Below are 21,588 nucleotides of genomic sequence, written 5' to 3'. Positions count from 1 at the left end.
GAAGAACCGGATAGCCTATTCATACATTTATTTCACTTCGACCCAGCCGTTTTTAATAGCCATGACAACAGCTTGCGTGCGGTCGTTCACATTCATTTTCTGAAGAATGTTACTTACATGGTTCTTGACGGTCTTTTCGCTGATATAAAGCGTTTCGCCGATGGCACGGTTGCTTTTTCCGTCAGCTAGAAGTTGAAGGACTTCACACTCACGTCGAGTCAATAAGTGAAGGGGCCTTCTGATTTCCACAGCATGTAGGGAGTCGCGATCAGCGCCTTCTTCAGCGGCTAAACGACGATATTCCTTGACCAGGTTATGTGTCACTTTCGGATGCAGGTATGAACCGCCTTCTGCCACAACACGAACCGCATCGATTAACGCATCTGCGTCCATTTCTTTCAACAGATAGCCTTGTGCTCCTGTCTTCAATGCATGCTGTACATAGTTTTCATCATCATGAATCGATAAAATGATGACCTTCGTGTCAGGATAACGTTGTACAAGCAATCTCGTTGCTTCTACCCCGTTCATATTCGGCATGTTAATATCCATGATTACAACATCTGGTTTGTGTTCTTCGACGAGGTCCATAGCCTCGCTTCCGTCATCGCCCTCGGCGATAACGTCAAAGGATGATTCAAAATCTAAAATACGCTTAACGCCTTCGCGGAAAAGCTGATGGTCATCGATAATGATGATACTAGTCTTCAACGGCTTCTTCCTCCTAATTTCTATTTAAATGCTTCTGCATTTGGTTGTCTATTTTAATTCATAAGGGACTTGGATCAATACCATCGTTCCTGCCCCTGATTGCGAGTCTATCGTCATGCTTCCTTCAAGGAGCTCGACTCTTTCCCTCATTCCGACCAAGCCGAAAGAACCTTCTTTTTGGATGGCCGCATCGAACCCTTTTCCGTCATCTTTAATGACGACGGTCACCAACTCTTTGGAAATGGACAATTTGACCTGGATTTGTTTGGGCTGGGCATGTTTTAGGGAATTTTGCACAGCCTCTTGGACCAATCGGAACAAAGCGACCTCCATATCGGAGGGCAACCTTATGACCTGGCCGATATTCACAAAATTCAAACGTACGCCACTATTGATATTATAATCCTCGGTCGTTTGCAGATATTTCCTGAGAGTAGGAACGAGCCCCAAATCATCAAGAGCCATAGGGCGAAGATCATAGATGATTCGACGCACCTCATATAATGCATTTCGTACCATGACTTTTAAGCTGCGTATTTCCACAAGCGCTTCTTCAGGGCCTCTCTCCCGTTGTACACGTTCAATTAAATCCGAACGCATCATGACATTGGCCAGCATTTGAGCCGGACCGTCATGAATTTCCCGTGAGAGTTTTTTACGTTCCTGCTCCTGGGCTTCGATGATTTTCAATCCGAAGTCCTGCTTACGCTTCGCTTCTTGCAGGGCTTCCCCTACAAATTTCAAGTCTTGTGTTAAATAGTTCTGTACAACGGAAATCTGCGAGACAAGATGTGCGGCTTTATCAATCGTCTGCTGCAACCCTTTTAACCTGAGTTCAAGTTCATCCCGTCTATTACGAAGCTCTTTTTCCAGCTGCCTGTTCATTTGTAAATCGACTTGCAACTTATGAGCCCTTTCATAAGCATCGCGCACCTGTTCCTCGGAAAACTGGTTGAAGTGCATACTGACTTCCGAAAGCCTTTTTCGAGCAAATCTTGCTTTAGCATCCAGTGAATCGCTGTCGTTTATCATAATCGCCACTCTAATTTTCACATCTTCAAGCTCTTTTGTTAGTGACTCAAAATCTTTTCGACATTGTTCTTCGATATCAAAGACTTCATCTCGGCTTTCACTAACGGTGCTTACCATTGTTTCTAAGATCATGTCCAATGCTTTAGCATCAACCTTGTGTATGGACATCAAGATCCCTCCACTTAAATCAACACACTTTTAACCATGTTGTTGTCATTTAGACTATGTATACGGAAAAAATCCTTTTCCCCAATTCATGAATGTTTAAATTACAGCAGGAAACTTATTAGTAGAAACCTTCATGAACATATTGTACCAAAAAAAGAAGAAAAATACGTCACCTTACAGAATGGAATTTCACAAAATATACATAATATAGCACACTATCGAGCTTTTGGACCTCTACATAAATGAGGATGAACGGCCCACTTGTATGGTTATCCTGATCAACAAAATCATTATTCTACTTCTTTAATTATTATACGAAACAGAACAATTACTAAAATGGCATAATTCCTTAAATGCGAGAACTCTATCAGGAATAGTTGAGATTATTGGGCCAAACGCATTGATTTTGCCATAAAGATATTCTTTTAAGCATAAATATCCGAATATGAAAGATGCACATTCAATAAATTTAATTATAACACGTACATATTTTTCTTATATTAAAGTTTCTTTACACATGTCGAATTTATATCAATCCTCGTTGCCACTTTTTGAGCTAAGACTTATAATTAATCAATTATATAGAAAGAACGAAGGTGAAATACCCATGCTCCCTCATTATTTAACGGTAAAAGGACGTGGGGAACATGAAATCGTCATTGAAAAATCCCGGTTCATTTCCCACGTCGCCCGAGTCGAAACAGAAGAAGCAGCACAGGCCTTTATTCAGGAAATAAAGAAAAGGCATAAAGATGCCACCCATAATTGTTCAGCTTATATGATTGGCGAACAAAATCAAATTCAAAAAGCCCTGGATGATGGTGAACCAAGCGGCACAGCGGGCGTTCCAATCCTTGAAGTGCTTAAGAAAAAAGATCTGAAAGATACAGCCGTCGTAGTTACGCGTTATTTCGGGGGCATCAAGCTTGGTGCAGGCGGCCTCATCCGCGCTTATAGCAAAGCCACTTCGGAAGGAATCAACACAACAGGTGTTGTCGTCCGTAAATTAATGCGCATCATCTCCACAAACATCGAATATACATGGCTCGGAAAAGTGGAAAATGCTTTACGATCCTCGATTTACCAATTGAAAGATATCCAATATCTAGAACAAGTCGTTCTCCTTGTTTATGTGGAAGAAGGACAAAAAGAAGCGTATATAAACTGGATGACTGAGCTGACGAATGGCCAAGGCCGCATAACAGAAGGCGAAATGCTGTACTTGGAAGAGGCGCTTACTTAAGTACCATATTTCCTTTTTTTACTATTTCTCACTTGAAAAAGAAATATTTATTTTACGAATTCATGGAATCCATGTAAAATTAACTGTAATGCATGACGATATATATTTGAAGGATTCGAAGAATAGCAATTTATTCCTGCTATTTAAAAGGAGAAGAAAAGATGTCTACTACTAGACGTGTTTATAAAATTAAAAAAACGAAGAAGAAAAGACGTAAGAGACTTTGGTTATTTCTAGTTCCCCTGTTGGTTCTCGCTTTAGGAGCTACTACGTATTTCGCAACGTTATATGTGAAAGCACAGAACGTTTTCAATGGTTCCTACGACCCTGTTGAAGCTTCAGCAAAGCGTGATGAAGCGGTAGACCCGCTCGAAGATAACTTCTCAATCCTGTTCATTGGTATCGATGACAGCGATGAACGTGACTATCAAGGAAATTCCCGCTCAGATGCTTTGATTCTGGCCACTTTCAACAAAGATCAGAAATCGATTAAACTCTTAAGTATTCCACGTGATTCATATGTGTACGTGCCAGAAAAAGGCGTGACCACGAAAATCAATGCAGCACACGCTGCGGGTGGTCCGAAAGCTACGATGGACACGATTGAGAATTTGTTCGACATACCGGTTGATTACTATGTCAGAATGAACTTTAACGCATTCATCGATGTCGTGGATTCTTTAGATGGCATCGAAGTGGATGTTCCTTATGAAATGAACGAAATGGATTCCCATGATAAAAAGAATGCCATTCATCTAGAAGAAGGATTACAGACAGTCAATGGGGAAGAAGCATTGGCCTTTGCCCGGACGCGTAAGAAGGACAGCGATATCCAACGTGGCGAACGTCAACAGGAAGTCTTGAAAGCCATTATCTCCAAAGCAACTACTGTCGGAGCTTTAACGAAGTATACCAATGTTATGGAAGCTGTAGGCGACAACATGACTACGAACCTTCAATTTTCACAAATTAAAGGGTTCATCAAATACGTGACCACAGACAATGGCCTTAATCTTGAAACGGTCAAGCTCGAGGGAACTGATTCGACCATTAACGGAACCTACTACTATCAATTAAATGAAACCTCCGTCGAAAATATTAAACAGCAGTTACAATCCCATTTGAATTTGGGACCGACTAAGACTACCAGTCAAGCGGAAACTGTTGAATCACAGATTGAATAAAAAAGGGACTCGCCTTGAGTCCCTTTTTCATTTGATTAGTTATCGGAAACTTCCCTTACTACTTTTGAAGAAACGAGACACTTCCTTTTGGTAACTCCCCGTTCACAAGGATAATATAAAAAGCAAAAGGCTGCCCTAAAGAAATTTAGGAACAGCCTTTTGTTTATTTTTTCATATTGCGTGCATTTAGCATTTTTAACAGCGGTTGATAGTCTGAACCGACCAGACCGATTTTCTCCACTAAAATCTCTATGAGCACGAGGATACCTGCTACAAGAATTAGCGCTCCCCAGAGTGTAGCGAAGGAAAAAATGATGGCAGCAAGTCCAAAGCATGCTGCTAATGCATAAATGAGTATAACCGTCTGCTTATGAGTGAAACCTAAGTTCAATAAGCAATGATGTAGATGCGATTTGTCGGCGGCCGAAATTGGTTGTTTATTGACAAGCCGGCGAATGATTGCAAAGAATGTATCCGAAATCGGCACACCCAAAATGATGATCGGTACAATCAAGGAAATCATCGTTACGTTTTTGAATCCAAGTAAGGATAGAACCGCAATGATGTAACCAAGGAATAGTGCACCTGTATCACCCATGAAGATTTTTGCCGGATGGAAATTGTATTTCAAGAACCCAAGTGTACTTCCAATGACAATCAAGGCGATCGATGCAACAAATAAATCCCCTTTAATAAGGGCCATTGTCGCGATGGTCACTAAAGCGATTGTCGAGACCCCACCTGCAAGCCCGTCTAGGCCATCAATTAAATTGATGGCATTGATGATGCCGACAATCCATAGAATCGTGATGGGAATACTAAAAATACCAAACTCAAGCGTATCGGTAAAGAATGGCAAATTGATAAATTCCACTTCAAGACCGCCCCATAACACAATGATGAGAGCGGCTAAAATCTGACCTAAAAATTTAGGCGCAGCCTTTAATTCGTATATATCATCCAATACACCAATCAGTATGATGACTATAGCGCCGACTATAAGCGGTAACAGTCCTAGAAAGTCATCCGTGAAAATGATTAACGTAATTAAGAAACTTAAGAATATTGCTAATCCACCCATACGTGGCATAATTTTTATGTGAACTTTCCGCTCATTCGGTTTATCGGTTGCTCCAAGTTTAAAGGCGAGTTTCCCGACAAATGGAGTCAAAAGAATAGATAAAAAGAATGCTACCAATAAGGCCCCTATTAACATCAAGAACCACCTCTATTCAACTTAAAATCTAGTACCCTAATTATCTATAATACAAACTTTATATGATATTACTTATTTATTATTCACCCTCAAATAAATATTATATATGTTTTTAGCCGAAATCTCTATAGGAAAGTTGTTTTTTGCAAGTTTTTGTAAATTAATTCCTATCTTTGTCAACTTTCCGTCCTTTTACATGCCTAGAGAATTTGGTGGAAATCAACCCACTTCTCTACAAAATGAATTATAAATGTCAGCTTGGTAATCTCCGCTAGGGGGTATATCTTTTCCGTAACCTAAAAAGAACACATGGTTAGATAATTCCTTATCCCAAACCATGTGTTCTAATGTGCGCCCTCTGCTGCCATCTCAAGCAAGCAACCGCTTCATACGTGGATAATAACGTCGACTCCTTATATTTAGGAACGCTGAAGCCTTCTCCTTCTACGTCTAACCTTGATTACGAATTTGGGCAACACGAGCATTCGCTTCCATCGCGAAGGCTCCTGAATCAGACGATAGAGCCATTCAAGGCGCATCTTTTGCCATAGAACGGGTGCGCGATTCACCTTTCCTGCAAGAACATCGAAGCTTCCTCCTACTCCCATGAAAAGTCCTTTCTTAAACAAGGGATAGTGGAGCGATGTCCACTTTTCCTGCCTTGGAAAACCCAAGGCCGTCAAAATGATATCCGGCTCAAGTTCCGCTATTGATTTCGCCAAGGTTTCGTCCTCTATATCCACATAACCGTGGTGATACCCGACCAGATTGATACTTGGAAACTTTTGACGGACCTCCGAGGCAGCTTTTTCAATCACGGATTCTTCCGCTCCCAATAAATACACCTTGAGTGATTGCTCATTAGCAATAGCAAAAAGCTGATTCATCAGGTCAAATCCTGTGATTCTTTCCTGTAGCGGTTGGTTCAACCATTTAGAAGCCATGATAATCCCGATTCCGTCTGGCGTAATGTAATCCGCTTTCGTAATGATGTCCTTATACACCTGATGTTCATTTGCATATTCCACAATTTCAGGATTCGCCGTTACGACGAACGTTTTTTCTTGATTTCTTATTCTTGGAAGAATCATTTGATTGATGAATTCATCCATATTTGTATCTATAAAGGGAATCGATAAGATTTCCACAAATTTCTCATTCATCATTATTCAGCCTTTCGTATGTACTATACCACCCGGGTGGGCGAGTACTATTCAAGATTTTTTTCATACACAACCTAATTAAGAAAATTCCATGCAAAGGTTGTTTAGTAGTTGAAGCTCCTTTAGAAATATCCGGTACCCATTCTGATTGTACGTCTCCTCTTCTCATTAACCGAGACCTTCTTGCTTGTTTACATTATCGGTGAACAGCATCTAGAAAGAAAGGATATCATTCTTTTTTAAGGGTGACCTTCCTTTTTGCATTCACATTTTACATGCACGATACTCATCCCTGAGAGCCAAAACAGGCAGACCCAAAGCTTTGGGTCTGCCTGTTCTTTATACTGTTGCTTGACTGCGTTTCTCCATTTGTTCTTCGCGGTATTTTTTTTGTTCCTTTTTGGACATCGCTTTATATTCCTTCAAGAACGTTTCATATTGCGGCATGACTTCATCCATGGAGCCATATGCTTTTACTTCCCCGTATTCGAGCCATAACGCCTTCGAACAGAATTTCTTCATCTGACCGATCGAATGGCTGACAAAGAACATTGTCTTGCCTTTTTCCTTGAATTCATTCATCTTTTCCAGGCACTTTTCAGCGAAGTTTTTATCACCGACCGATAAGGCCTCATCAATGATCAGGATATCCGGATCGATATGAACTGAAATCGAGAATCCAAGTCTGGATTTCATCCCACTTGAGTAAGATTTCACCGGCTGGTTGATGAACTTGCCAAGTTCCGAAAACTCGATGATTTCAGGCTCCAGCTCACGAATCTGCTTTTTATCAAATCCGAGCATCAGCATTTTCAATTCGATGTTTTCTTTCCCGGTCAATTGATTGTTAAGACCCGATGAAACGGCAATCAACGCCGTTTTACCATTCGTCACAACATTTCCATCCGTTGGCGGTACGATTCCAGCAATGATATTCGACAACGTCGATTTACCGGAGCCATTGACCCCGACAAAACCGATGACGTCGCCTTTTTCCGCTTCAAAGCTGACATTCCTCAGCGCATAATACTCTTCCCCGTAGCTTTTGGGTAAAAGGAGGTCGAGAAGCTTTTCCGAGTTTTTATTATATAATTTATATTTCTTCGTTACGTTTTTGACAATTACCGATTTTTCCAATATCTCACTTCCAGTTTACTTAAAGTCAACAAAGCGATCTCTAAATCTAACATGCAGCGAGGAACCTATCAAAAAGAAGACGAGTACGACTGCCCAGAAATAAAGTGTGTATTCCCAATGCCCGATGAAGTACCATGATTCCCCCAATAACGAAGCACGATACCCTTCCACTATATAGTATAGCGGATTTAGCTTCATAATACTGGCGATTGTCGGATGCTCGGTTGCATCTAGTATCCAAAGGATGGGTGTTAAATAAAACAAGATTTTCATAAATGACTGGATCAAATTGTGTACGTCACGAATGACGGTTGATAACGTCGATGTAATTAAACCGAACGAAAACAGAAACGCTACCGTCGCAATGATGTAATATGGGAGTTGAATAATGTAAAATGTTGGGACATACCCCGTGAATGCTAAAAGTACGATGATAACGGCTAATAACATTAAATGTTGATACAATTTCGCAAAAATGACATAAGAAGGAATGACACTCATGGGAAAATTCATCTTGGACACCATATTCAATCTCGAATAAATGGATTTGGATGTCTGGGTTATCGCTGGATTTACAAAGAACCAAACAACAATTCCCGCCATCAGCCATGGAAGGAACTCTTTACCACGGTCTAAAATTCCAAACCCAAATACGAACCAATAAATCGCAATCTGGATCATCGGGTTGATGATTTCCCAGAGGATACCCAGGTAGTTATTGCTGTTGGCACTTTTCATTTCATAGGCCGACAAGCGTCTAACCAAATAAAAATTATTGATTTGCTCTTTTAAAACGGTCAAAGCTGAAATCATATATTACACAGACCTTCCTAAAAACACTTTTTCTACGATACGGCGTGAAGCTTGACCATCCTCGAGTGCACAAAACTTCTCATGGAACTGATCCAACTCTACGGGCTTCTCCAATTCCATCGCCTTGATGCTTGCAATGACAGCATCTGACGACCTTACTAACGGACCTGGTGCCGTCCCTTCAAAATCAAAGTAAAACCCGCGAAGCTTGTCCCTGTATTTTTCAATATCATATACATAGAACAACATCGGGCGTTGTAAATTTGCGTAATCAAAGAAAACCGATGAATAATCCGTTATTAATAAATCTGAAATAAGGTACAAATGACTAATATCTTCGTAACTCGATAAATCATAGGCGAAGCCTTGATAGGCCGACAAATCCAAGTTCTCGGAAATTAAATAGTGAAGGCGGAGTAGAATGACATACTCATCCCCTAATTCCCGTCTCATCTGATCCAAATCCAGTTTTATTTCAAACTTATATTTACCTTTACTATAAAACTCATCGTCTCTCCACGTAGGGGCATATAAAATGACCTTTTTCTCTACCGGTACACCTATCTTCTGTTTTAATGAGTCGATTGTATCACGATTATTCCCATTATACAGTAAATCATTTCGCGGATAACCGGTTTCAAGAATTTTGGATGGATCCACATTGAAAGCACGCGCAAAAATCTCACTTGAGTAAGCATTCGGAGATATTAAATAATCCCATTTACTTGATTCAGCATGGAAATTCTCTTTATAGCTCTCTGTCGTCGTCCCAGGCATATGAACTTCCTTCATATCTGACGCAAGCTTTTTCAATGGCGTACCATGCCAGGTTTGCAAATATACGGTATGCTTCGGCTTTGGAATCCAAAGCGGCATCCTGCTATTCGTCACCCAATAATGAGCACGCGTCATCTTGAGCAGCCACCCTACCGAAAATCGGTTGAGATGAGGAATGCCCGCCTCTTCAAATGTGGCGGTATACCTTTTATCTACGCTCCAATACATTTTATATTCAGGATGGTTCTTCTGCAAGTATTCATATATCGCACGGGGATTACAGCTGTATTGCTTTCCTAAAAAGCTTTCGAAAATAACAAGCTTTTGATCGACGGGCAACACTTTTCCAGCCGTGCTGAATGCCATTTTATATGCTCTGAAAAAGATGGATTTCACTCTTTTTTTCACTATTGATAGCAAGGAAGGTTTACTTGGGATTTGTACTTTTTCATTAAACATATCTTATCTCCCTGTTTATTGTGTAGTAGTGGTGGTTGAATGTTTTATCCCAGAGGACACATACTACTTCCATAAAATATTCAAAAACTAAAATAAGCTCGCCCAGATCAGGGGAGCTTATTCTCGTCTACACGTAACAGTTACTCTAAAGACTTTATTGCTAGTCCCAGATTATTTGCCACTGTTGTGTAAAACTCCACATTTTTATTATTATACGTCATCTTATTTTTAAGGATCCTTTTAATATTCACCAATTGATAATCATTATAGCGAATGAACACTGTAAATAATGACTTTTCCATTAGATCAATTTCATCTAAAGAAACAGTAAAATGGCCTCTATTACCTTCTATCTGAACTTCACAATTGAGCTCATTGTCAATTCTTTTCCTATCACGTATCAATACAGAATTTATGTTGTCTAGATCATCACCATAAATTTCAAAACTTTGGTGGTACACATTATCCATAACATAAGAATCAATGGCCCTAGCAAGCATCGGTATTCTTACATAGCGATATTCCTCTTCCAGAAATGGAAGTTCATAATAAGGTAAACCATCTAGAATATGATATTTTTTATTGGAATCTTGCTTTAACCATTCAAATAGCTTTACGAAATCGTCCAAACGATTCTCCATAAATAATTCAATCGCACATTTATATATAGGTTCTTTAAATTCATTCTTAAAGTCATAGGACAGGTTTTTCGTAGTTTCGACAACTTCTCTTAATACTTCAATAAAACCATTTTTATCTTTGGATTTCACAAAAATTTGGCTGTCGAATGATTTTACAATATCGTACTCATAAATACGGTTAAGAGCCACCCTTTTCAATTCCGTGGAAATGTCCTTGGATTGAATATATCTTATTACTCTAAGATCCGCTTTTCTTTTGTCCAACACATTTGTGGCACGTGTTAAGGAAGATGGATTCTCAGAAGTTCTATTGACATAATAAATAGGTTTTGTAGTAGTAGATACTGCTCTCACTTTAAAGAATACATCCATAAAAAACCATTTATCTTCACCGAATTTCATATTCGGGAAACCAATTTCATTTTCTTTCACCATAGGCAGGTTCATCATCCTGGCCGTAGGACCCATATGATAAAAAAAGTGTGGAACATCCAGTGGAGTAATGCTTCTTCTTTCTTTGATGGAAGCAAACTCACCGATAACACTCTCTGACTCAGATTCGACTTTGACCGTTTTGCCCACTACATAATCGTCACCTGTTTCCTCCAGGATGTTATAGAGGGCTTCCAATCCATCATGAACAAGCCAGTCATCCGCGTCTAAAAAAGTTATATATTTGGATGTCCCCAATTCTATTCCGATGTTTCGGGGAGTCCCAGGTGAACCAATATTTTCTTGCAAGGTAACTGAACAGATATTTTTATACTTAGCTGTATACTCTTGAATGATTTCATTGGTGCCATCTGTCGAACAATCATCAATAATGATATATTCGATCTGATCTATACCTATAGTTTGGTTTATTACCGAATCGATTGTTTTTCTTATGAATTTTTCGGCATTATAAGCAGCAGTAACTACAGTAACTTTTCTAATTCTTCCTAAGAATTTATTTCTTAAGCTTGAAGGGTTATTTTTAATTAGAATATTACCGCTCTTTAGAAGTTCCCTCGCTTTTTGACGCACCAAAAAGTTCATCCGATTCCACTCCTTTTAATTCTATAGGTTTCAATCAGACAGCTAATGTACCCATCGCTTGAAATCAACACCATTTTGAGGGATCAATTATCAAAGAATTTATCAACGATTCTCTTCGCTGCTTGACCATCCTCTATTCCACAATACTTCTCTTTAAATAAACGGTATCTTTTTTCGTACTGCCTATTAATTTCTTCAATATTAGTAATAGAATCAATAATATCCTCAGTCGTTTTTAAGAAGGGTCCTGGTGCCTCTCCCTCAAAGTCGATATAGAAGCCACGGAGATTATCTCTGTAATCTTCCAAATCATATGTGTAATACAAGATTGGACGAGCTGTATTAGCGAAATCAAACATGACTGAGGAATAGTCAGTAATCAATATATCACTAATCAGGTAAAGCTCCTGTATATCCGAATATTTGGAAACATTTATAACGAAATCTTCATATCCTTCGGGAATCTTGAGCTTGTTACTAATGACGACATGCATTCTTAATAACAGAACATATTCATCTCCAAGAGCTTCTTTCATTCTCTCCAAGTCTAAATTTAGATCAAATGTAAACTTATTATTTTTTGAGGTTTGATTATCCCGGAAAGTCGGAGCATACAGGATAACTTTTTTCCCTTCCGGTATCTTCAGTCTATCCGTCACAACATTAGCAATCGCTGAAACATCTTCTCTATAAAACAGATCGTTCCTTGGATAACCGGTTTCTAATATTTCTCCTTCATAACGGAAAGCGCTCCTGAAGGCTTTAGAGGCATATGGGCTTGGTGACACTAAGTAATCCCAAGTCTTTGTGGCACTATGCACTCGGTTTAAATACCCATCATCTCTGCCTTGAATATTCTCGATGTCAAATTGCATCTTCTTCAAAGGTGTACCATGCCATGTCTGTATATAGGTCGTTTCTTTTCTTTTGCTTAAATAGGTAGGGAAGTTTTGATTGTTTACCCAATAACCTGCTTTCGCTAAATAGTAATAATATTCCGGGCTTAACCGTTTTATCCGTTTTGTATTCTTATCTTTCACCGGTAAATTACTGTTATATACCCAAACTTTTTTAAAGTTATTATCCCTTTTGACAAGTTCTTCAAAAATATACTTGGGACTATCCGAATATTGTTTCCCGATTCCACTCTCAAAAAGGATAAGATTTCTGTCAACTGGAATGACCTTAGACATGATTTTATATACCTTCTTCATAACAGGGAAGTAATATTTGCTCTTTCTAAAACGATTCATTAAGAGCTTCATGATTGGATGATTGTAGACTCTCGCGGCCGTCTTTTCATCTTTCCCAACATTTTGAATCACTTCAAAGATTCTCTCATTAGAATGAACATCACGATATTTAATAAAGCGATTTGCTCTTTCGATGTACTTGTTTTCCATAACAAAACCATTTTGGACATACTTATCAAGTATAGCAAGCAGTTCATCCAAATCATCACTGATTTCACCTGGAAGATCATTATCTAAATCCAAGTGCGATGGTCTTCTCCCTATGAAGCGGCTTCTATCAAATTGATAGTAGATTACAGGCTTATGCAGGAAGCTAAAGTCGAAAGCTACACTTGAATAATCCGTTATCATCATCGCACTTTCCTTAATTAACCTTTGAACATCCACTTCTCCCTGGCTAATTACCCTTACCGGGGCATCTTTGAAATAAGACGTGAATTTCTGCATATTAGGGTGTAAACAAAAAATGATTTCAAATCCGTAGTTCTTAGAAAGCGCATGTAAAAATGGATGATTAACCAATTCCTGATAACGCTCAAAATACTCACTTTCCAAAAAGATTTCATCAGATGTAATCCAATCTCTCCACGTTGGAATGATTAACAACTGTCGTTTTACTAAAACATCATTATTGAAAAGGGAGTCAAACCTAGATAAACCAGTAGCAAATACTTCTTTTTCATTGTAGCCAAAATCTGTCACAATCATATTCTTCTCAAAATCTGAACTTACTAGAAAAACATCCGTTTTGAACCCAGAAGTTGAGTTTTTTCCATAATTAGCTACCATATTTTTAGTTCCCATTACACCATGTTGAAGAAAGACTTTAATCGACTTAACCCTCTTTTTAAAGCTAGACGTTCTTAAAGGATATAAATAATCTGGGTGATGTGAAGAAATTACACGTGTCGATTCTAAAGTCTTCTTAATATGTTCCTTGGATTTGAAGTAGAGAACATTCCCAAGAGGCTCAACGTTCTTAGCTTCCACCGAACTTTCTTCAATTACATAATACGCTTCCTTTTCGGGGTGATTCTCTCTCATATATTTAAAGAAATGATATCCCGTATCCTGTGCTTTATAAGTTCTTTCACCAATGAGCCAGACATCTTTCTTCTTCTTAAATGCATTCAGGAATCTTCTCCATCCCATTTGCCTTCTTAGATATTGATACGTATCTCTAGGGAAGTTATATACTTCTAACGATAGATTCGAAGCTTTAAAAGTATAGTATGGATTGATGATGGCAACCGTGCTATTTCGACTAACATTGGTCTGTTTCGTAAATAATTTAGCTCTAGTAGTCGGTCTACCGATACGGACCATTGTCGGTTCTTCTTGATCATGCAGTTGCAACTTCATATAAATATCAAATACATCATCTTCTAAGTTTTCACTTACTAGCTGTTCCAAGTCCAATTTAATATTATATAAATAACGGTTCAGACCAAATTTCTTTCTATTCATTTCCTGATTGTGTATAAAAGAAAGATCTGCCTTATATTCTTTATCACTTTGTCTTCCTTTAATTACACCTTCACCAGATAAGATTTTCGAATTTCTCGTGAAAATTTGACCATCGATAAGCATGGTTTTCGGCTCATTGGTTATTTTTTCAATTTGAGATTTTATCGAAGTATTAGGTGTAAAATTCATATAAAGAGACAAATTCCCTTTTTTAGTTAAAGAGAAAATACATTTCTTATCTTGAACATGATAAAAACCTAATTGACCGATGTTCGTCTCCTGGAAACGGCCAAGTCGAATAAGATATTCAATATGTAAATGACCGCCTACTTCTACACATTCGGCTTCATGCTGCACTTTGAATAATGTCTTTTCGCTAACCGTTTCAACAGGAACGGTAACCTTTATATAAAAGTCATAAACCGCTGCTTCCTCCTCCTGTAAGCTTTGGATTAAACTTTTTAAGTTCAATTCAAAATTAAAAACAGGTGAAATAACGGTTTCAGCTATTTTAACTTTCTTTTCCTCGTCTTCCCTAGAAAAAAGCCACAGTTCTTTTGCACAATAATATTCTTTAGAAAAATTTCCTTTTATCGATACAATATCGTTATCTTGGGTAATGGTCAGACTCTGTTTTAACTTAGTTTTGGGAAATTTACTTGCTTTTCTATTTCTAAAAAGCTTATTTATCATTTCGGACCACCTATAATTTATTATTTAAAAAGTCGATTTTAAAATATACACTTTAAAATCATAAACTTTTTTCATATTTTTCTCAATGTTGATGATATTATGGTCCAATTAGAAAGGTTGGACTTCATGTAAAAACATTTGATGCGTGAGTACATTATATAATGTAAAATACTGAGACAGACTTTTAAAGTGAATAATCAAGTAAATTTGGACATAATAAAGAAGAATTTAGAAAGTATCCCCACTTTAATAACCCTTAGCCTAACCGTTTGTCAGCCTCATGATTGTTTTAACATTAGCTTTCCATTAAATAGAACCGGCTTCTTGCCTGTGTTATAGCCCCCCGCACTTTATTCACTCTTAAATAACCTCAAATTCTCTTCAACATAATAGACCATATGTGCATACTTCATGATATGGATATAAATTCTTGAATTACTCCATATAAAAATGTAAAATTATATCCAAATTGATTAAACATATGTTATAAATTCAATAAGACTGTAAAAATTTTGTGGTTCAATTGTAAATTTAATAAGGTATAATTAAGTGTACTGCTTAATATTCAAAACTTTAAAGTAGTGCTTTACTATTGCATCCTTAATATTTGACCATTCAGACTAAGTATATAAATTTCACTTGTACAGGAGGAGAAAAGCATGAAAAAAGTTATAACATACGGAACCTTTGATTTACTTCATTGGGGACATATTAATCTACTTAAACGCGCTAAAGATTTAGGAGATTATTTAATCGTTGCTATTTCCACGGATGAATTTAATGCATTAAAAGATAAAAAATCATACCATAGCTTTGAAAACAGAAAAATGATTCTTGAATCCATTCGATATGTGGATGAAGTTATCCCGGAAAACACTTGGGAACAAAAAAGGGAAGATATCATTCGTGAAGGTGTAGATGTTTTTGTCATGGGCGATGACTGGAAAGGCAAATTCGATGAATTAGCTGAAGTTTGTGAAGTCGTATACTTGCCAAGAACAATCGGAATATCCACTTCACAGATTAAAGATGATCTTTTAAAAGTTACGAATGGCTAGGGAACTCGCGATAAATATCTATTTGGTATGTTTTAAAATCTTATTCTCCATTTTCAAGCTCTTTCCATTAAGAGATAAAACGACCTTTGTCACTTCTTTCGGAGATAACTGTCAACACATTGCAGAGGAAATGGACGAGCAGGACCTTGCTATTCAAAAGATTTTCTTAATAAAATCGAGTAGTCATATACAAGTAAAGGACGATGGGAAAACCATCGTCCTTCCGTTTGAAACGAAACATATCATAGCCATGATCCGTTCCATTTATCATCTCGCCACATCCAAGTGGATCATCATGGATAACTACTTTGGATTTCTCTCGGCAGTAACATTTAAAAAGCCCGTCATCTGTGTACAAGTCTGGCATGCGGCTGGTGCAGTCAAGAAATTCGGCGCCAAGGACCCTTCCGTCCAAGCCCGTTCAACCAGGGCCAGGAAACGTTTTTTAAACGTCTATCAGCAATTTGATTATGTTACCACAGGGTCTGAGAAGATGGCCGAGATATACCAGGAAAGTTTTCAGTTGCCGGATTCTCGTATACTCAGAACAGGGATACCACGCACAGACTTCTTTTTTAATGAAGAAGCGAAACAGGACGCAAGGCAGGCGTTATTAACGAAATATCCAGAACTTAAGAATAAGAAAATCATCCTGTATGCCCCGACTTTTCGAAATGCAGACTTAAACTCAGGGAACATTGCGCTCGATTTAGCCTTGCTTTTCAAAGAATTACAAAGTGAAGATTACGCCATATTGCTTAAGCTCCATCCGGCGGTTAAAACAGAACATGATTTAGAGCATAAGTTTCCTGGATTCGTGTATCCCGTTACCGGCGATTTTCACGTGAACGAGCTTCTCATAAGCACAGATCTTCTCATAACCGACTACTCATCGATTCCGTTTGAGTTTTCTATCTTGCAAAAGCCCATGATATTCTTTGCTTATGACCTGCAAGAATATGAAGAAGAACGCGGCTTTTGGGAAGATTACCCGTCTTCCATGCCCGGGCCCATTGCCACGACAACAGAAGAACTTCTTGAAAAAATTCGCGCAGCAGATTATCAATTAGAAAAAGTTGATCTCTTTAATCAAAAATGGAATCAGTATTCCGACGGAGATTCTAGCAAGAAGCTAGTCGAGTTTCTTTTTCCGCAAAAGTAGATAGATATTCATTTCATTATTATAGTAGATTCTTTCGCCACCCCACATAAATACAGGGGTGGTTTTTTATGTTAATTGGTATATTTTCTGGTAGAATAATAGTATCAGAGACTATTTCACTAGGAGGTACCCTTTCTTGATACAAATTAAAAAACTATTTCTTACCCTCTCTACCCTCTTTCTCTTAGTTGTCCTTCTACAGCCAAGTTCGACGCACGCCGTTTCCAAAACAGAGGCCACGGTCACTAATGCGGAAAAAGCAGCCTCCACTTTATATAATTTGAGTTACCTCCCTGGTAAAGCTACCGGGAAAAACCTGCCTGAAAAAGAATATAAAGCGGCAAACAGTAAATATACAACTGCTCAAAAGGAAGTAAAAAAGCTATCAAACGGCAAGGCGAAAACCAAGTATAACGATCGCCTCAAAAAAGTGAAGACAAAAATAGACACCGGAAAGACCTATATCACGGCAGTTAAAGCGGGAAAAGAAATAGACAATAAACGAGTGGCACTTGAAAAGGCTTTGAAAACCGGCCCATACACAGAATCAGCACATAATGCCTACCTCTCCCTTACAGCCACCTTTGGTAAACAAGCTTCGAAGGTCGCCAAAGTAAAAGGAACCAAGACAAAAGAAAAGATGACATCGCTATATATCAACCCAGTCGAAAAGCATAAAAGTCAGTTAAAAACGGTTTCGGCCGTGAAACAAGCCATAAGCGAAACGAAGAATAATATGAATGCTTCTAGCGAAAAGATCCTGCCGCATTACAAAAGTGTCATTCTCCATATCGACACGATTCCTAATGCAGAACAAAAAGCCCAGCTAAAGAAAGAATTCGCAGCGATTCAAAAGAAACTTGCCAATAAGGAGCTCCCGAAGAAAGATAAGCTTGGCGAATGGGTGGCCCTTCAAACGAATTATGATCAGTTAGATGGCCTCATCTCACCAGGGAAGTCTGACGCAATGGTCCCTACATTCCATAAAACTATTAATACGAAGATCAGCTCCCTACCTTCAACCGAGAAAAACTTATTGGAGCAAAAACTAACAACAATCATGTCCGATATGTTTCTAAGTACGAAAGAATTAAAAACCTTGCTAACGAAGAAGGCGATTGAAAAAAACATTCCCCCAGAGGTAGTTAAAGCCATCGCCAAAACGGAGAATGGACAGTGGCATCAATTCACAAATGACGGCGAAGCATTCGAAAGCTCGGATGGTGGGTACGGAATCATGCAAATCACCCCCCAATCCAAAGAAGATAAAAGCTATGAATGGGATAAAGTGAAGTATGATTCGGAATATAATATTCAGGCTGGTGTAGAGATCCTGTTGAAAAAATGGGATTATGCCAATGCTAAGAAGCCTGTACTGCCTAAGGTCAACGAATACAATACAGAGATTCTCGAAAACTGGTATTTCGCCATCATGGCCTATAATGGTTTATCCGAACGGAACCATCCAGCTGCAAAAGCTCCCTATCAGGCGAAGGTCTATCAATTGATTAGTGGGCAAGCCTTTGTTAATCCTTATGTCTTCAACAAAAATGATGTGAAAATAGAAATTAAAGACAACAGTATCCTCAGCTTTCAAAACAAGATGTCTTACCAGACACCTAAGCAAACACAATCAACCCAATTATATAAAAAAGGGACATCGCTCACATTAAATAAGGATACTTCTTTCAGAAATGAGCCTTCGACAACCAGCTCCAAAAAGCAAATCTTTAAAAAAGGAACGAATTTCAAGATTGTAGAAAGTTCGATAGAAGACAACAATGCCGCCAACTTATTCAATTGGTACAAGATTCAAGCATCAGGTTCAAAAACGATTTGGTATGTCGCCTCTTCCAATGTTCAATAAGGTAAAAAAAGGGTCACCCTCTAAGGTGACCCTTTTTTACGTTAATTATAACTTGGCACATCATACACGATCGTATAACTATTGAGTAGAGAATAAAGCTCTGCATAGTTTCTTGTCTGCTTCACAGCCCAGCCAATGTCACTGGCATATTGATGGGTTGCATATCCCTTCGCCGCTAGCTGCTCTGGATTCCACCTCATTTTATACAGTGTATCTTGACCTGCATAAATATAGTTTTCAGCAGCAAATTGCGCGCCTTCTACAATGGCCTTGCTTGGAGTTGTCCAGCCTTCATTGAAAGCCCTTCTCGCACCGCATTCAATGGCACAGCTGTCATAGGCACCAATCCCGTACATATTGTATACCTTCTCTTCATAGTCCTTTGCAGTATCCGGCAGTATGACAATCTCTTTTTCCTTATTGGCTGCATAGATGATGTTGCCCTTGCTATCTTTTTTCGTTTTCACTTTAATTCCATTCGCCAATTTGGATCCCCCTCTACCCGTTTCAAGGTTAGCATGAGAAATAAGATAAATTTCGTTCACGCCATACTTGAAACCAGCTTGTAGGAAAGAACTTGCCTGGTCTTTCAAGATTCCCCGATTATAAAGAATTTTTTGGTTGATTTCATCTTCACTTAAAGCGGAAAAAGTTGATAGTTTAGCAAATTGGTAATAGGATTCATCCGTTTTTAAGAAGTTTTCCGGATCCATATAATACTTCGTATCGGTTGGGGAGGCACTGACCCATCCCGTTGCAATCTTATAGTATTTCTTTTTGTTAATCGTTTTATCATCTTGAATCATTACCTTCGAATTCTTGGATAACGTGCCTAACTTCCTGGAGTCCGTAGTAATGATGTTTACCTTTTCCTTCGTTGTCCCGCTCGTCTTGGTAGAGGCTAACTTCACACTGCTGGCAGGGATATAGGCTGCGTACTTTTTATCCGTTTGTGGATTAGTCGACATTTGCTTCGACAAAGCTGTATCCAAGGACACGTCATACCCTGTCTTCGCTGCCCTGGTTATATTTGATTTTTCTTTTAGATCGACCTTAACTTTAGCAAAACCCGTATTATCATAGTACTCCACTTTGATGATGTGAATGCCTGCATCCAAATTCATTTCTATGTTAAAAGGATGCGTTCCATTTTTCCATTGGTCTATCTTTTTCGTTCCATCGACATACACACGTACCCCATCATTGGCACCGCCTGATAGGATATACGTACCCGAGCTTGTCAGGTTTGTCCGTTTTTCGAATATCGCTGAAAAATGATTGACCGGGATTCCATCGGCTGGTTTTTTCGTGCCCCAATCATAATCCAGTGTAGCAGCACTTTGATAGACCTTGTTCCCTGTCAAATTCTGCTTATCATATAAGGTCACTGCCCATCTCTCAAGCGGCGTAACATCTTTGGATTCCTTCAGGTTAACAGTTAATTGCGCACTTTCACTTTTATTATAGTATTCTACTTTTATCGTATGAGTCCCTTTTTTCAACGTAATGTTCTTTTCGAAATTGCGCGTTCCATCTTTCCAATAGTTCACTTGCCTTACACCATCCACATAAATTCGGATGCCATCATTCACTTTCCCCATTAACACGTATTTCGTGTCATTTTTCACGACTACCTGCTTTTGATAGATAGCCGAATATGTACCTTTTGCCACTTTATCAATCGGAGCATTCGAGCCCCAAGAGAATTTCAGATTACTAGCCGTGGTACTTACTGGCGTTCCCGTGAAGTTAGAACTTGGGAAAAACAATCCAGTCCATTTGTCAGTAGGGATAGTCTCCGATACTTTCTTAACGTCAGCATTCAAGTAGGCACTGCCATTTTGATCATAATACTGAACTTCAATCTTATGGTCTCCCTTTGCCAACATAAGATCCTTCTTAAAAGAATGCGATCCATCCTTCCAGTAATCTACCTGTTTCTTACCATTTACATAGATTCTGACACCGTCATTCGCTTTTCCGGAGATACGATATTTCGCTCCCTCTTTAACCGTAAGTGTTTTCGTCAATTTAGCCGAAAACTTATCGATAGGAATCTTCGTCGCTGGAGATTTAGCGCCCCAAGCAAAATTGATATCACTAGCCGTCTTTTTGACAGCTGTTCCCCTGAAGTCAAGTTTTGGATAATAATTCACACTCCATTTACTACTGCTTGCTTCAGCAGTCGAGCCTGGAAACCCTCCACTTGCAAATAACACTAATCCTAAGGTAACTACGCCAACCAATAACCACTTTGTTTTGATAATTAACTCACTCCTAGTTCAATTTTATCTATATACTGTTAATAATATCGTATATATACATAAATTGTTAAGATAAATGAGTAATTATAGCATAAATAGGGTACTAAAAACCTAGGTTATTTCGCTCATACAAGGTAATAGAGCACTACTTAATATAATTCCAAGCAGGTAAATACTAGGTTGTGTATTAATGCATGTTACTATTTAGATAATATGAATCTTCTAGAACCAACAACGAGGGG

Annotated in this window: 14 protein-coding genes and 1 pseudogene; 5 read left to right on the top strand and 10 right to left on the bottom strand. The window is 38.5% G+C overall.

The features are described 5' to 3' along the window. Positions 1–27 precede the first annotated feature (27 nt). Entirely contained in the window at positions 28–711 is a 684-nt protein-coding gene (locus ACIQXN_RS04665) for a response regulator (RefSeq protein WP_402962320.1), read from the bottom strand. A gap of 48 nt (positions 712–759) precedes the next feature. Next, positions 760–1,911, bottom strand: a complete 1,152-nt coding sequence (locus tag ACIQXN_RS04660; RefSeq protein ID WP_402962318.1) for a sensor histidine kinase — start codon at positions 1,909–1,911, stop codon at positions 760–762. Positions 1,912–2,518: 607 nt separating this feature from the next. Between ACIQXN_RS04660 and ACIQXN_RS04655 the strand changes: the two genes are divergently transcribed. Beyond that, positions 2,519–3,154 (top strand): YigZ family protein, encoded by a 636-nt coding sequence (locus ACIQXN_RS04655; protein WP_402962316.1) that lies wholly within the window; start codon positions 2,519–2,521, stop codon positions 3,152–3,154. Positions 3,155–3,315: 161 nt separating this feature from the next. Beyond that, on the top strand, positions 3,316–4,338 hold the full coding sequence (locus tag ACIQXN_RS04650) for an LCP family protein (RefSeq protein WP_402962314.1): 1,023 nt from the start codon (positions 3,316–3,318) through the stop codon (positions 4,336–4,338). Between the two features lie 163 nt (positions 4,339–4,501). Here ACIQXN_RS04650 and ACIQXN_RS04645 read toward each other — a convergent pair whose 3' ends face one another. The 7 genes and pseudogenes from ACIQXN_RS04645 to ACIQXN_RS04615 all read right to left on the bottom strand — a co-directional run bounded on the left by ACIQXN_RS04645 (position 4,502) and on the right by ACIQXN_RS04615 (position 14,995). Continuing rightward, complete coding sequence (locus ACIQXN_RS04645) at positions 4,502–5,554, bottom strand: glycosyltransferase family 4 protein (RefSeq protein WP_402962312.1); 1,053 nt, start codon at positions 5,552–5,554, stop codon at positions 4,502–4,504. A gap of 419 nt (positions 5,555–5,973) precedes the next feature. Next, positions 5,974–6,717 (bottom strand): WecB/TagA/CpsF family glycosyltransferase, encoded by a 744-nt coding sequence (locus ACIQXN_RS04640; protein ID WP_402962310.1) that lies wholly within the window; start codon positions 6,715–6,717, stop codon positions 5,974–5,976. A 339-nt stretch (positions 6,718–7,056) separates the two neighbouring features. Further along, complete coding sequence (gene tagH / locus ACIQXN_RS04635; RefSeq protein ID WP_402962308.1) at positions 7,057–7,854, bottom strand: teichoic acids export ABC transporter ATP-binding subunit TagH; 798 nt, start codon at positions 7,852–7,854, stop codon at positions 7,057–7,059. 15 nt (positions 7,855–7,869) lie between these two features. After that, on the bottom strand, positions 7,870–8,667 hold the full coding sequence (locus tag ACIQXN_RS04630) for an ABC transporter permease (protein ID WP_402962306.1): 798 nt from the start codon (positions 8,665–8,667) through the stop codon (positions 7,870–7,872). Between the two features lie 3 nt (positions 8,668–8,670). Further along, positions 8,671–9,873 (bottom strand): annotated as a pseudogene (locus tag ACIQXN_RS04625) (CDP-glycerol glycerophosphotransferase family protein); the annotation flags it as partial. A 170-nt stretch (positions 9,874–10,043) separates the two neighbouring features. Further along, entirely contained in the window at positions 10,044–11,582 is a 1,539-nt protein-coding gene (locus ACIQXN_RS04620; protein WP_402962305.1) for a glycosyltransferase family 2 protein, read from the bottom strand. A gap of 83 nt (positions 11,583–11,665) precedes the next feature. Next, positions 11,666–14,995 carry a CDP-glycerol glycerophosphotransferase family protein gene (locus ACIQXN_RS04615; protein WP_402962303.1) on the bottom strand — a complete coding sequence of 1,110 codons (3,330 nt, stop codon included), beginning with the start codon at positions 14,993–14,995 and terminating at the stop codon, positions 11,666–11,668. A gap of 659 nt (positions 14,996–15,654) precedes the next feature. Between ACIQXN_RS04615 and tagD the strand changes: the two genes are divergently transcribed. The 3 genes from tagD to ACIQXN_RS04600 all read left to right on the top strand — a co-directional run bounded on the left by tagD (position 15,655) and on the right by ACIQXN_RS04600 (position 19,082). Beyond that, the gene (gene tagD, locus ACIQXN_RS04610) at positions 15,655–16,053 is read left to right on the top strand and encodes a glycerol-3-phosphate cytidylyltransferase (protein ID WP_402954698.1); all 399 of its coding nucleotides are present in this window, start codon (positions 15,655–15,657) and stop codon (positions 16,051–16,053) included. Then, on the top strand, positions 16,046–17,215 hold the full coding sequence (locus ACIQXN_RS04605; protein ID WP_402962301.1) for a CDP-glycerol glycerophosphotransferase family protein: 1,170 nt from the start codon (positions 16,046–16,048) through the stop codon (positions 17,213–17,215). The genes tagD and ACIQXN_RS04605 overlap by 8 nt, the downstream gene beginning before the upstream one ends. Positions 17,216–17,351: 136 nt before the next feature. Beyond that, complete coding sequence (locus tag ACIQXN_RS04600; protein WP_402962299.1) at positions 17,352–19,082, top strand: transglycosylase SLT domain-containing protein; 1,731 nt, start codon at positions 17,352–17,354, stop codon at positions 19,080–19,082. Positions 19,083–19,123: 41 nt separating this feature from the next. On the opposite strand, the gene ACIQXN_RS04595 is transcribed toward ACIQXN_RS04600, so the two are convergent. Further along, positions 19,124–21,301, bottom strand: coding sequence for a PA14 domain-containing protein (locus ACIQXN_RS04595; RefSeq protein ID WP_402962297.1), 2,178 nt, complete (start codon positions 21,299–21,301; stop codon positions 19,124–19,126). Positions 21,302–21,588 lie beyond the last annotated feature (287 nt).

The sequence above is a fragment of the Peribacillus sp. NPDC097295 genome (assembly GCF_044761665.1).
GTDB lineage: Bacteria > Bacillota > Bacilli > Bacillales > DSM-1321 > Peribacillus.
Note: the sequence above shows the minus strand (reverse complement) of the source record. Positions and strands in the feature narration are given on the sequence as shown.